This window comes from Pseudomonas atagonensis (genome assembly GCF_011369485.1).
In the GTDB taxonomy this organism is placed as follows: Bacteria; Pseudomonadota; Gammaproteobacteria; order Pseudomonadales; family Pseudomonadaceae; genus Aquipseudomonas; species Aquipseudomonas atagonensis.
Window position 1 is genome coordinate 4,108 of the sequence record NZ_VXCA01000031.1, and the last position, 13,078, is coordinate 17,185.

The window sequence follows — 13,078 nt, forward strand, 5'->3', positions numbered from 1 at the left end:
CAAAAGCAAAAGCAAAAGCAGATACCACGAAAGACTCAGCAACAAATCAGCCAACTGAAAAGACCGGAAAAGTTGTACTGGTGCAGATGAGCATTGAATGGATTCACCAAAATATAGACAAATCAGTCACTGAAGGACTTTCGTCATTGGTTCTCAATTCATTCAGCCGGCACATATTTTTTACTCCTCTCTATAGCGTTCTAAAAGGCCCCCGCGATCACGCCAAAGCGCGCAAGGAAAGTACTGGGCCAGAAACGCATTTGGAGCACGAAGCCATTCACTACAAAGAGAACAAAGTAAAAGAAGCCGTAAATAAGAAAAAAGAATCACTAACCAAGAAATACGGCAACCTAGACTCCCTCAAGAAAGAGAAATAACATGAATAGACGGCAGCAATTTTTGAGCGAGGCACGCTACAGTAATTTTTTTAAAAACAAGGAAAAAACAACAGTTTTCTTCGAAGAAAATACTTTTCAGGCAGAATCTGATAGCCAAGAAAAGTCTCTGAGAGCTCGTCACTTCCAAAAATTAATACTCAAAGAAATACTTATCCGGTACACAGCCGGAAATGAGATAGAGACTCTAATCCCATTGGTGGAGAGTCTTGTCGACAGCTACGAAACACTTCAAGAAAAACTGGCTATCTATGAAGGCATCCCGAACATAACGCCATTAACGATTGATGACTGGCTAGATCAGTACGAAGAATGCATCCAGGTGTTTAGTTTATGCATACTTCTCCATCGCACCGATTTACTAAAACGCTTTGTTGCACTTATTGATCCTGCAGGGTACGCCGGCGACGATACACTGTACGAAGACCTTCTTTGCAAGCTTCTACCCGATCGATACGATGTTGACCGTTGGTACCACGATGTCTACACCCCGCTCGTCCTTGCCATCTACGAAGAAGATAAAGACGAAGCATCAAATCTATTAAGAAAATACTGCGAAAGTTGGTATCCGGCATTCAAGCAAGCTCCATGGCATGATTCGCACAAACAAGGTGACGAAGGAAGTTACTGTGGTTATTGGGCTCTGGAAGCTGGAGCTGCAGCGTTTCTGTATGGCATTGATGACCAAGGCGTAGACCACATGGTTTACCCGAGGGACTTGGTTGAATACGCACGAAACCATAAACCATCTGATAAGTCTCAGATTGGACGCATTGATTCCGGTCAGCCATGCAGTAAAACAGGATACTGGTTTACTCCGGCTGAAGCAGACTCCCGTCGCCACTTCCTACAAGGTGAAATCATGCCGAGGTATGAAGAGTCCACTTGGGGCGACACGATCTGGTATTGGTCAGGCGAAGAATAAAATGCTTAAACTTTCGCTCAGCACTCACTTTTAAACGCTGAGCGAAAAAACTTTAAGTCTAAGAATGGGCTATCGATCAGCGAAAACCTGGCTGTTTCTGAACTGGACAAAACCTCAGTCATCACCGTGCTAGCCGCCTCCCGCGAAAAAATCCCGGCCATGGTCGGGATTGTTGAAATGGGAAGGCTTGCAACGCAACAGTTCGGCGGCCAGCTCTGGCTCCAGCCAACCAAATCGATCATATGGTTTATCCAAAAGACTTGGTTGAGTACGCCAGACGCAAAGTAAATACGTAAACTCTGCTCTCCCCAGAAAAAGGATTTCGGAATGAGTACGATGGAATTGCAATACACCATCAACCCCGAACACACACAAGCCAGAATCGGCAAACTGATTGAGCAGGAGATTCTTAAGGATGATCAACTGAGGGCTCGGCTACTTGGCAAGGTGGCTCGCGTCGAGGATCGTCTGCTCACGCCGCTATTTTTTCTCTTGGGGCTGGTTGCCGGCATGCTTGCCATCTATTTCCCCGCACGCGAGTTGAGCCCGGAGAAGCTCGTCGCCATGGTGTTCTTCGCGCTGGCATACGCAGTGTGCTGGCGGTTCTACTCTGAACGCCTGCTAAAACGCTTGCGCAAGCGTATCGACGACAGCCGTGCAAAACCGCGCAAGCCTTTTCCAAAGGTAAACCAACGTCTGATCGAATCGACAATACGAGCCAGGCTCAAGGCTACCGAAGGCGGTTATCGCCTGGTGTTTGATGACCATGGTTTTACTTTGATCTTTACCAAGGGCAAAAGCACCAAAGTCACACTTGCCTGGTCTCAGATTGTACGGTTGAAGGTCACACCCGACTTCTACTCCGTTGCGTGCGCCAAACTGGACAGTAAAGGCAAGGCCTATTACATCCCCAGAACTAGCGATGTGATGGACGCGGACTCGTATCAGCAAGGTCTGGAACTGTTTTTGAGCCGGGTGCCTGTTTCCGTATTTGAAGGCAATACCTTAATGGCCTGCAATATGGGTACCGCTCTTGACTCAACAGGGGAACCTCAGCAGTGAATAAGCGCAAACAGTTTTTTACTGTGACCAAACCCGAACCACTGATTTTGCAGCGGTACCTGACGATATCCGCCCCGCGCCACCCGCCGAAAGCAGACAAGGCACCGGCATTTGTAGGAATTCGCCAAACCTTGCAAAGAAAAGCCCCGCACTCCCTGACAGCCGGCGTTCAGCTCGGTTAACCATCGCTTAACGCCGTGGTCAAAAACTCTACTGAACCGCACACCTCAGCCCAGGCTGACGCCCAGTGCGGCAGGTTCGGCTCGCGTGACGCCGAACTCCTTTCCGTCGCACGGGAGTCCTTTCATGAATATTCGTCCTTTGCTGCTGACCACCGCCCTCGCCTGCACCGCGTTTGCCGGGCTTGCCCAGGCCAATGACACGTCGGCCACGTCCAAAGCCGTGCCTTATGAGTACGGCATGCCGCTGCAGGTGGCGAAAGTAGTGTCAATGACCGAACCGCCAACACAGCAGTGCAAGGTCATTACCGCCGACATGAAGTACATCGACAACGCCGGTAAACCCGAAGAAATCAGTTACCGGAAATTGTCTGACGCGTGCAACTTCCAGAACTGACAGAAACGTCTGATTTGCGGCTTTGCGGTAGGCGCGCAGGTTCTGCGGGGTTATGCTCGTGGCCCTCCTCACTGCCGCAAGGATTCGCCATGCAGTTGTCGTTTCGCACGTTGTCGAGCATCACTTCTTTCGTCTGTTTTCTGCTGGCTCTGGTCTGGGGCTTTTTCCCGGAATTGATTCTGGCGATCTGGAGCATTGAATATTCGACCAGCGCGGGTTTTGTCGCACGGCGCAGTGCAGTGCTGTTTGCGGCGTTGGGGCTGATGTTTTATCTGGTGCGCAGGGCGCCGGTGTCGATTGCGCGCAATGCGCTGAGCAACGGCTTTATCGTCGGTAGTTTTGGCCTGGCGGTGTTGGGTTTCGCTGAATGGCTAAACGGCCACGCCGGCCCCGGGATTTTGCTCGCGGTGCTGGTCGAGTTCGCGCTGGGCCTTGGCTTCGTGCAGGCCCGGCGCGTGACAGTCGAACTGGGTGAAACGGTCGGTTAAATAGCTCGGGATCGCGGAATGTAGTGATGCGGCGTTGCTTGTTGAGCCAGATCCGATCGCAGCCCTGCAATCAGTTCATTGATCTCGCGACAGCCGTTGAGGTGACTGGCGTCGATGCCGCTGACGTGCAGATCGACCTGGTCGGTCTGGTGGTCGCCGAACACTTTGACAGTCATCGACAAATCCGGTGACAGCGTGCATTGGCAACGTTTAGGCAGAAAACTGCTTTCAATGATGTTACGAAGTTCCAAGGCAGACAGAAACATGGCAAACCCTCTCCTTACTGTGAGACCGCCAATCAAGTATTCACGTTGACCGCTTTTGCTGCCCCTGCACGGGTGTGTCCCCGCTGTTTCCCTGGGTGCGGCAAGCGGTTGTACTGCGAAATGCCCATTGGAGTGTAGGCGCCCGAACGTGGTGCGCCGCACTAAAAGGACGCATAAAGCGTGCCTTTCATCGGTTCATTTTGGCCCTTTGAAAATCAAGCACTTGGCGCGATGGCCAGTATCTTGCCAGTTGCAAAATGCAAGAAAGCCTCTCCCGGACCCTGCAATTTGCAAGTCGACGCCGGTTTGCATTCGTCGCTCGTGGGGGTAAGAATGCTGTCCACTACCTTACACCCGCCAGGAGGCTTCAATGGGTTCTCTACGCGTTTACGCGACCACCGGGCTGATCATCGCCAGCCTGTCCACCCTCGCCCACGCGGCCAAGCTCGAAGATGTCGCGCCGTACCCCAAGGCTGAAGCCGGTTTTACCCGCCAGGTCATCCATCTGCCCAAACAGGATCAGGAAGAAAACTTCCAGGTGGAAATTCTTGCCGGCAAAACCCTTGAAGTGGATTGCAATCGCCAGCGCCTCGGCGGCGTTCTGGAAGAAAAGAATCTGCAAGGCTGGGGTTATCCGTTCTACCGCCTGGAGAAAGTCATCGGCCCGATGAGCACGATGATGGCCTGCCCTCCCGGCTCTCAGAAGAAACGGGCTTTCGTGCCTGTCGTCGGTGACGGCTTCATGCTGCGCTACAACAGCAAATTGCCGGTTGTGGTGTATGCCCCTTCGGACGTCGAGGTGCGTTATCGCGTCTGGTCGGCCTCGGACAAAGTCGGCACCGCCATTGCGCAATGACCTGAGCAAGGAGCGCTGGATTTGATTACCTGCCACGTCCGATACGTCATCGATCCCTATCAACTGAGCGAATTCGAAGCCTACGCCAAGGCCTGGCTCGGCATTGTCGAGCGCCTCGGCGGTACGCATCACGGGTATTTCCTGCCATCCGAGGGTGCGAGCAACATCGCCTATTGCCTGTTCAGTTTTCCGTCGCTGGCGGATTACGAAAGCTATCGCCACATCGCGATGACCGATCCGGAAAGCACCGCGCTGGTCGAATCGCTGGTCGAGAAGAAGTTCATCATCAGTTACGAGCGCAGCTTTCTGCGCCCGTTGCTGCCCTGAACGTTAACACGCCGGCACGCCGCACAATGCGGCGCGTTCGGCGACGTGACGCAGACTGTCGAAATTGATGTTGGCGCCGGAATCGATGGCGATGAAGGTCTGATCGCGAACTCCGGTCCGGGCGACGTATTGCTTGATACCGGCAACCGCCAACGCGCCGGAAGGCTCGGTGATCGAGCGGGTATCGTCGTAGATATTCTTGATGGCGGCGCAAAGGTCGTCATTGCTGACAGTGATTACTTCGTCAACGCAAAACCTGCACACCTCAAAACCAAACGCGCCGATTTGCGCAACCGCCACGCCGTCGGCGAAGGTTCCAACGTTGGCCAGCACCACGCGCTCGTCCGCTTGCAACGCCGCTTTCAGGCACGCCGAATGCTCAGATTCAACGCCGATGATCCGCACTTCAGGCCGCAAGTATTTGACGTAAGCGGCGATGCCGGCGATCAGGCCACCGCCGCCCACCGGGACGAAGATCGCATCCAGCTCGCCCTGATGCTGGCGAACGATTTCCATGGCCACCGTGCCTTGCCCGGCGATCACCTCGGGATCGTCGAAAGGTGACACGAAGGTGCGTCCGGTCTGCTCGGCCAGTTGCAGCGCATGGGCCAGCGCAAAGGGAAAGCTCTCACCTTGCAGCAAGGCTTCGGCGCCGCGACTGCGCACACCAAGCACTTTCAGTTCCGGCGTGGTGGACGGCATGACGATGGTGGCGGCGATCCCCAGTTCCCGTGCTGCCAACGCGACGCCTTGTGCATGATTGCCGGCGGACGCGGTGATCACCCCACGCCCCTTCTGTTTGTCGTTCAGTTGCACTAGTTTGTTGTAGGCGCCACGGATCTTGAATGAGAACGTCGGTTGCAGATCCTCACGTTTGAGCAGGAGGCGGTTGCCCAGCGCTTCGGACAGCGCCGGTGCCGCTTGCAACGGTGTGCGCACGGCAATGTCGTACACCGGCGCAGCCAGGATTTTTTTCACGTAATGCTCAAGCAGGGCTTGCTGGTCGGGGCTGTGCGGCATGGTCGTCTCCTGACGTTTTGATCAGAACCCCGGAGACAGAAAGTAAAAACCCGCCTCTAGGGCGGGTTGGGTGCTGCAGTCGTGAGCTAGCCCGCCAAATGAGGAATGGCGGTAATAATGCTTGGCTGGCAGCGCAGTACGGTAGAAGTCATGGCCTGAAAATTAGCCCGGGCAGCGCTGGCAAGTCAATGGCCAATTTTAAGTGGGGTCTGTAGGCTGGCGACTCTGCTCATCATCTCAAGGAACGAATACATGATGTCTGTCGCCCTGCCCCTCACGGCTCTGCTCGGGTTCTGCGCTTACACCGTTTCAGTGATGCTCCAGGCTGAGCAGTCGTTGATCGACTTCGGCATCAGCCTGATGTCGCGGCCGGATACCGCGCAGGTGGTGATCGATCTCTATCTGCTGGCAACCCTGGCAGGCATCTGGATGTACAAAGATGCACGCCAGCGCGGGCAGTCGGCCTGGTCGGTGGTGCCTTACCTGTTGCTGACGGCGGTGTTTGTGTCGGTTGGGCCGTTGTTGTATCTGGTGGTGCGTGGGATTCGCGAACGCAAGCAATCAGTAGTGGCGAATCCTGTGAGCTGATCCAGATCTTCGGGTGTTGCCTGGATAGCTTTCGCAAGCAAGCCCGCTCCCACAGGGGATAGATGTCGAACACAATATTTGTGTTCGCTGAAGATCAATTGTGGGAGCGGGCTTGCTCGCGAAGGCGTCAGCTCAAACGCCCCCCATCACCTGGCCAACCGCCGCAGCCCAAACAACATCGCCCCGGCCCCCAACATCATGACCGCCAGAAACGCCGGGTACGATATCCACCACGGGATGCCAGCCGTCATCATGCTGAATTCCGACATGCCGCCGATGCTCGCAATCAGGTTCAACGGCAGGAACACCACGTTGATCAACGTCAGTTTGCGCAGCAGGTTGTTCATGCTGTTGTTCATCAGATTGCCACGCGCATCAATCAGCCCTGAAAAAACTGTGGAGTAGATCTCCGCCTGTTTGTAGCACTGGTTGTTTTCGATGATCAGGTCGTCGATGAGGCCGAGCGCTTCGCTGCTGAAATGCTGCTTTTCAGCGTGATTGCGCAGTCGCGTCAGCACCGCGCCGTTGCTGTGCAGAGCGTTGATGTAATAGATCAGGCTTTCGCTGAGGTTGAACATCTGCACCAGATGCTGGTTCTGCATCGAGGCGTTGAATTTTTGCTGCAACTCGCGGGCGACCAGCTTGATCACCTTCAAATGCCCGAGGTAGTGATGGATGTTGTTGAACAACAGGTCGAGCAGCACATCCAGTGGCGTGTTCAGCGGCTGACGCGTGCCGAGGCCGTGCAGGGGCGTGTCGTCGGTGGCGATCACCAGCAATTGCCCCGGCGCGAACAGCAATCCGCAGGACGACACTTCAAACGCCAGGCTGTCGGCGCCGGAATAGTTCTCCGGGCGCTTCCAGATCAGGAACAAATGATCGGGGTGAAACTCGATCCGCGACACCTCGTCCGGGTCCAGCGCCGAGGCCAGCGCATGTTCATCCACCTTGAAATGACTGTGCAGCAAGTCGCGTTCGGCGGCATCGGGGTTGCTGAACAACATCACCTCGGCGTCCAGCCGTTCCACCCGATGCAGGCCGCCGTGACTGAGCGCAAAACTGTCGATCATCGGCGCGTCACCAGGCCTGGCCGCGACGTTTGAGTTCCAGCCGTCGCACGAACTCTTCCAGTACCAGCGAATACAGATCGTCCTGCAAATAGGCGTCTTCGATGCCGGCATCGAGGTTCGGGTTGTCGTTAACCTCAATGACCACCACTTTGTCGCCCGCCTGTTTCAGGTCAACGCCGTAGAGGCCGTCGCCGATCAGGTTAGCGGTTTTTACTGCCAGTTCAACGACGGCGCGCGGGGCTTCGTGGATCGCCAGCGTGCGGCACTCGCCGTTGACATCCTGGCCCTTGGCCTTGTGGTTATAAATCTGCCAGTGGCCCTTGGACATGAAGTATTGGCAGGCGAAGATCGGTTTGCGGTTGAGGACGCCGATGCGCCAGTCGTACTCCGTGTAGAAGAATTCCTGAGCCAGTAACAGCACCGAGTGTTCGAACAGTTCGGCAGTGGCTTCAAGCAGCGCCTGTTGGCTTTCGACTTTGATGACCCCGCGAGAGAAACAACCGTCGGGAATCTTCAAAACCAGTGGGAAGCCAAGGCGTTCGCCGACGCGTTCGAAGTCTTCCGGTCGTTCCTTGTAGAGGATTTCAGTGGCGGGCATGCCCAGTTGATGGCTGTTGAGCAGGTCGGTGAGGTAAACCTTGTTGGTGCAGCGCAGGATCGACGCCGGGTCGTCCATGACCACTAGCCCTTCGCTTTCGGCTTTCTTGGCAAAACGATAGGTGTGGTTATCGACACTGGTGGTCTCGCGGATCAGCAAGCCGTCGTATTCAGCCAGACGTGCGTAATCCTTACGCTCGATCAATTCGACATCGATGCCCATGCGCTTGCCGACACGCACGAAATTCTCCAGGGCGCGAGCGTTGGACGGAGGCAAGGCTTCCTGCGGATCGTGAAGAATCGCCAGGTCATAACGCGCCACTTGCCGGGAACGCGGCACCCGCCAGACTTTACGGCTGAAGCCGTCCAGCGCATTGGCGAACTGATCTTCCTGATCGTCGCGCAACTTGTGCAAGGCACCGGACTTTATACCTTCAATGTGCCAGCCGTTAGTTCGTCTAAACTCAACTAACAGAATCGGGCACGGAAACACTTCAAACAACTGACGGGCCAGATCCTGTAAGGGTTCAATGTGAGTTCGACCGAAATAAAGGGTCAGGGTGAAGCCTTCGGTATCGCTGTAGAGATGATGACTGAGGGCTTTTTCCAGGGTTTTATCCAGATCGTCGAGGGCCAGACCGTAAAGTGATTTTTTCGTCAGTTCGCTGATGGTGCGCACCGACGGAATCACCTTGTGCCCACGGGCTTCGGCGAGCAGAGAGCAGTAATAACCGTGCCCCAGGTACTTGTAGCTGCGGCACAGGTTGATCACCTGAACCCGCTTGCCTGACTCGCTGCCGCGGGTCTGCTCAAGGTATTCCTGAGCGGTGACAATGTCTTCGCTGGGAAAGTAAGAAGCCCAATCTTCCTTGCGCTCGACAATAATCAGCACTTGACTGGAAGTTCCAGCCGCTGATTGTAAATAAGTTGCCGCCGGCAAACTTTGCTCGGATACTTCGCGCCAATGACCCTGTACCGCTGACATAGAGATTGATCCGTTGGAGAACAAGACCTTTTCTATTAAGCACGAAGTTTTTCGAAAGTCTCGTTTCGTTACGCAACTTTTACGGTGGTCATATGAATGCTGTTTTTCGTTCGGCGTTAGTTGAGGATTTGCCGGCGTTGCTGGCCCTGGAAATGCAATGTTTCACCACGGATCGGCTGACCAGTCGCAGCTTTCAGTGGATGATTACCCGCGCTCATGCACGATTACTGGTCGCCGAGCACAACGGGCAACTGCTGGGTTATGCGCTGGTGTTGTTCCATCGCGGTACGTCCTTGGCGCGCCTGTATTCCATTGCCATTGCCGCCCAGGCGCGGGGCAGCGGCCTGGGTAAACAATTGCTGCAGCGCATTGAAGCAGTGGCGCTGGAACACGATTGCGCCTACCTGCGCTTGGAGGTACGCACCGACAACCCGGCGGCGATTGCGCTGTACGAACGCAACGGCTACCGGCGTTTCGCGTTGATTCACGACTATTACGAAGACCATGCCGATGCGTTGCGCCTGGAAAAACGCATTCTTCAGCACCGTGATTCGCGCAGCATCAAAGTCCCCTATTACGCGCAGACCACCGACTTCACCTGCGGGCCGGCGTGCCTGTTGATGGCCATGAGCGCGTTGCAACCCACACGCTTGCTGGAGCGCCGTGAAGAACTGCAGATCTGGCGCGAGGCAACCACGGTGTTCATGACCTCGGGCCATGGCGGATGCAGCCCGCAAGGCTTGGCGCTGGCGGCCTGGCGTCGGGGTTTTCGTGTAGGTTTACAACTGAGCATGGCCGGGCCGTTGTTTCTGGATGGCGTGCGTGACGCGCATAAAAAAGACGTCATGCGCCTGGTGCACGAAGAATTCTGCGCGCAATTGCAGGAAACGGAGGTGGCACAGGCTGTTGGCGTGCCACTGGATCTGCCACGGGTACTTGATGCCGGTGGCCAGCCGCTGGTGTTGATCAGCAGCTATCGACTGACCCGTTCGAAGTCGCCGCACTGGGTCGTCGTAACCGATTGCGATGAGGATTTTGTGTACCTGCATGATCCCGATGTCGATCACAGCCAGCATCGCCAACCGATGGATTGCCAGCATGTGCCGGTGAGTCATGGCGAATTCGAGAAAATGAGCCGGTTTGGCCGGGGGAAGCTCAGGGCGGCAGTGGTGCTTTACCCTCGAAATCAGTGAGCCGAGTTGTTGTTGTGGCGAGGAAGCTTGCTCCCTCGCCACAGGGACGTCTCTGGTTACTTCAAACCCAGTTTATAAAGCGAACCCTTCTCTTCATCCGTCAGCACATACAGATAACCGTCCGGCCCCTGACGAACATCGCGGATGCGCTGTTTAAGCTCACCCAGCAAACGCTCCTCATGCACCACTTTGTCGCCGTCGAACTGCAAGCGGATCAGCTCCTGACTCACCAACGCGCCGATAAACAGGTTCTGCTGCCACAGTTTGAAGCGATCGGCATCGTAGAACGCCATCCCGGTCACCCCCGGAGATTTTTCCCAGACATGGTGAGGATCAACGGCGCCTTCAACACTTTTACCTTTCGCCTCCGGAATCGGCTGCATCGAATAGTTGATGCCGTGGGTTGCCAGCGGCCAGCCATAGTTTTTTCCGCGTTCGATGATGTTCACTTCATCGCCACCGCGCGGCCCATGCTCGTTTTCCCACAGCGTGCCGTTCCACGGATTGAGCGCGGCGCCCTGCGGGTTGCGGTGGCCGTACGACCAGATTTCCGGACGCACGCCGGACTGGCCGACGAAGGGATTGTCGTCCGGCACCTTGCCATCGGGATAAATCCGCACGACTTTGCCTTGCAGCTTGTCGAGATCCTGCGCGGTGGGCCGGTCGTTGTTTTCACCCAGCGTGATAAACAGGTAGCCGTCTCGGTCGAACACCAGCCGCGAACCGAAGTGATTGCCGACCGAGAGCTTCGGCTCCTGACGGAAGATCACTTTGAAATCGTTCAGGGTTTTCAAATCCTCTGACAATCGCCCGCGCCCGACGGCAGTGCCCGCCTTGTCTCCGGCACCACCGCCCTCGGCATAGGACAGATAAACCAGCCGATCCTGTTTGAAATCCGGCGACAACGCGACGTCGAGCAAACCACCCTGCCCCTTGGCCCAGACTTTGGGCACGCCGCTGATCGGCGCAGACAGAGCGCCATCGGCATTCACCCACCGCAAATTACCTGGCCGTTCCGTCACCAGCATGCCCTGACGATCCGGCAGGAAGGCCAGTGCCCACGGGTGTTCGAGGTTTTGCGCAATGGTGGTGACTTCGAGAGTGCCCTGCTCGCTTTGCAGCTCTTTGGGAGCTGAAGTCGCTGCGAATGCCGGTGCGCTGATCAACGCGCCGGCGCACAGGCTGGCTAAAAGGGTTTTACGCAACATGCACGGTTCCTTCTGTTCGTTTGAATGGCTGACAGAACCTCAGCCCTGCCGTTCAACGGTTGCTGCCGGTGCCCCGTGAGGGCGGGTTGGGAATGAAAGTCGGTGGCGTGCTCGGCACCGAGCGAATCGGTTGACCGTTGCCAATGCCCCGGTTTTCCACGGTGGGCTGACGTGGTGCAGGCACGGTGTTCGGCCCGCGAATCGGCGGCGCACTGGGCTGGGTGCCCTGCATGCTGTTGGGGTTGGCCCGGCGGATCGGGCTGTTATAGGGATTGTTGCTGTTGCCCGTCGGACTTTGTGCCAGCAGCAGTGGTGTCGATAGCGCGACGACATCGGCTTGCGCCAGACCGGCGCTCAGAGCCAGGGCGATGATGCCAAGCAGATATCGATTCATGGAGCGGCCTCTCGATGCGCGTGGGTTAGAGCCTTCGAGTCCACGCTACGCTCAGGGTTCGGATTTGTTAACCCGTCAGCCTTAAACAACATGTAACACGGCTTGACCAGATGCCGTTGCAGGCAGGCAATCCGTGGAAACTTTCGCCACGGCCCACAGGTCACCTGAACATCACTCGGAGAACACGACCATGGCTCGGGCAATCTGGAAAGGCGCGATCAGTTTCGGACTGGTGCACATCCCCGTCGCGCTGGTCTCGGCGACCTCGTCGCAAAGCGTCGACTTCGACTGGCTCGACAGCCGCAGCATGGACCCTGTGGGCTATAAACGTGTCAACAAGAAGACCGGCAAAGAGGTCACCAAGGAAAATATTGTCAAAGGCGTGGCCTATGAAAAGGGTCGTTACGTGGTGCTCAGCGAAGAGGAAATTCGCTCGGCGCACCCCGTTTCCACGCAGACCATCGACATTTTTTCCTTCGTCGATGCCGAACAGATCCCGCTGCAGAACATCGACACGCCCTACTATCTGGCCCCGGACAAACGCGGCGGCAAGGTCTACGCGTTGCTGCGCGAAACCCTGAGCAAAACCAACAAGGTCGCCCTCGCCCGCGTCGTGTTGCATACGCGGCAATATCTGGCGGCATTGATGCCGCTGGAGTCGGCGCTGGTGCTGGTGAAACTGCGCTGGCCTCAGGAAGTGCGTGGCCTCGATCAACTGGAACTGGGCAGCGAAGTGACCAAACCACAGCTGGCCAAAGGCGAGCTGGACATGGCCAAGCGTCTGGTGCAGGACATGAGCGGAGACTGGAGTCCTGACGATTACAAGGACGAATTTGAAGACAAGATCATGGCCCTTGTCGAGAAAAAGGCCCATGAAGGCAAGATTGAGGATGTTGAATCGGTAGGCGGCGAGGAAGAGCGCAAAACTGCCGATGTCATTGATTTGACCGAACTGCTTAAACGCAGTCTGGGAGGCAAGGCACCGGCCAAATCCAAGGCTAAAGCGACGCCGGCGAAGAAGGCCAAAAAGGCATCCTGACAGAACTTGGGCCGCCGTCGTGGCCCCTGCGCGGGCAAGCCCGCTCCCACAAGGATATGAGTTGAACCAGAATCTACTGTGGGAGCGGG

Annotated in this window: 14 protein-coding genes and 2 pseudogenes; 10 read left to right on the top strand and 6 right to left on the bottom strand. The window is 56.0% G+C overall.

The window, feature by feature from the left end:
- From F2P67_RS21825 to F2P67_RS21845, 5 genes and pseudogenes are all read left to right on the top strand, one after another.
- Positions 1–377: pseudogene (locus F2P67_RS21825) on the top strand (hypothetical protein); the annotation flags it as partial.
- Position 378: 1 nt separating this feature from the next.
- The gene (locus F2P67_RS21830) at positions 379–1,320 is read left to right on the top strand and encodes a PoNe immunity protein domain-containing protein (protein WP_166223551.1); all 942 of its coding nucleotides are present in this window, start codon (positions 379–381) and stop codon (positions 1,318–1,320) included.
- A gap of 327 nt (positions 1,321–1,647) precedes the next feature.
- A complete protein-coding gene (locus tag F2P67_RS21835; RefSeq protein ID WP_166223554.1) occupies positions 1,648–2,382 on the top strand; it encodes a YcxB family protein in 735 nt (244 codons plus the stop codon).
- Positions 2,383–2,688: 306 nt separating this feature from the next.
- Positions 2,689–2,958 (top strand): DUF2790 domain-containing protein, encoded by a 270-nt coding sequence (locus F2P67_RS21840; protein WP_166223557.1) that lies wholly within the window; start codon positions 2,689–2,691, stop codon positions 2,956–2,958.
- Between the two features lie 89 nt (positions 2,959–3,047).
- Complete coding sequence (locus tag F2P67_RS21845) at positions 3,048–3,446, top strand: hypothetical protein (protein WP_166223560.1); 399 nt, start codon at positions 3,048–3,050, stop codon at positions 3,444–3,446.
- Here the strand turns inward: F2P67_RS21845 and F2P67_RS21850 are convergent.
- On the bottom strand, positions 3,443–3,712 hold the full coding sequence (locus F2P67_RS21850) for a DUF1652 domain-containing protein (protein WP_166223563.1): 270 nt from the start codon (positions 3,710–3,712) through the stop codon (positions 3,443–3,445). The genes F2P67_RS21845 and F2P67_RS21850 overlap by 4 nt on opposite strands.
- A gap of 370 nt (positions 3,713–4,082) precedes the next feature.
- On the opposite strand from F2P67_RS21850, the gene eco reads away from it, so the two are divergent.
- Positions 4,083–4,568 (top strand): serine protease inhibitor ecotin, encoded by a 486-nt coding sequence (gene eco, locus F2P67_RS21855; RefSeq protein WP_166223566.1) that lies wholly within the window; start codon positions 4,083–4,085, stop codon positions 4,566–4,568.
- Between the two features lie 21 nt (positions 4,569–4,589).
- Positions 4,590–4,895 carry an NIPSNAP family protein gene (locus F2P67_RS21860; RefSeq protein ID WP_166223569.1) on the top strand — a complete coding sequence of 102 codons (306 nt, stop codon included), beginning with the start codon at positions 4,590–4,592 and terminating at the stop codon, positions 4,893–4,895.
- Positions 4,896–4,919: 24 nt separating this feature from the next.
- Here the strand turns inward: F2P67_RS21860 and ilvA are convergent.
- Positions 4,920–5,915: pseudogene (gene ilvA / locus F2P67_RS21865) on the bottom strand (threonine ammonia-lyase, biosynthetic); the annotation flags it as partial.
- A 252-nt stretch (positions 5,916–6,167) separates the two neighbouring features.
- On the opposite strand from ilvA, the gene F2P67_RS21870 reads away from it, so the two are divergent.
- Positions 6,168–6,503, top strand: coding sequence for a DUF2834 domain-containing protein (locus F2P67_RS21870; protein ID WP_166223574.1), 336 nt, complete (start codon positions 6,168–6,170; stop codon positions 6,501–6,503).
- Positions 6,504–6,649: 146 nt separating this feature from the next.
- Here the strand turns inward: F2P67_RS21870 and F2P67_RS21875 are convergent, their stop codons facing one another.
- Both F2P67_RS21875 and F2P67_RS21880 read right to left on the bottom strand, forming a co-directional pair.
- Entirely contained in the window at positions 6,650–7,573 is a 924-nt protein-coding gene (locus tag F2P67_RS21875) for a magnesium transporter CorA family protein (protein WP_166223577.1), read from the bottom strand.
- Between the two features lie 7 nt (positions 7,574–7,580).
- Positions 7,581–9,155: a RimK family protein gene (locus F2P67_RS21880; protein WP_166223580.1), complete on the bottom strand. Its 1,575-nt coding sequence runs from the start codon at positions 9,153–9,155 to the stop codon at positions 7,581–7,583.
- A 92-nt stretch (positions 9,156–9,247) separates the two neighbouring features.
- Between F2P67_RS21880 and rimI the strand changes: the two genes are divergently transcribed.
- The gene (gene rimI / locus F2P67_RS21885; RefSeq protein ID WP_166223583.1) at positions 9,248–10,348 is read left to right on the top strand and encodes a ribosomal protein S18-alanine N-acetyltransferase; all 1,101 of its coding nucleotides are present in this window, start codon (positions 9,248–9,250) and stop codon (positions 10,346–10,348) included.
- A 56-nt stretch (positions 10,349–10,404) separates the two neighbouring features.
- Here rimI and F2P67_RS21890 read toward each other — a convergent pair whose 3' ends face one another.
- Complete coding sequence (locus F2P67_RS21890) at positions 10,405–11,556, bottom strand: PQQ-dependent sugar dehydrogenase (protein ID WP_166223586.1); 1,152 nt, start codon at positions 11,554–11,556, stop codon at positions 10,405–10,407.
- 52 nt (positions 11,557–11,608) lie between these two features.
- Positions 11,609–11,950 (bottom strand): hypothetical protein, encoded by a 342-nt coding sequence (locus F2P67_RS21895; protein WP_166223589.1) that lies wholly within the window; start codon positions 11,948–11,950, stop codon positions 11,609–11,611.
- Positions 11,951–12,140: 190 nt separating this feature from the next.
- On the opposite strand from F2P67_RS21895, the gene ku reads away from it, so the two are divergent.
- Positions 12,141–12,989: a non-homologous end joining protein Ku gene (gene ku, locus F2P67_RS21900; protein ID WP_166223592.1), complete on the top strand. Its 849-nt coding sequence runs from the start codon at positions 12,141–12,143 to the stop codon at positions 12,987–12,989.
- The last annotated feature ends 89 nt before the right edge of the window (positions 12,990–13,078 follow it).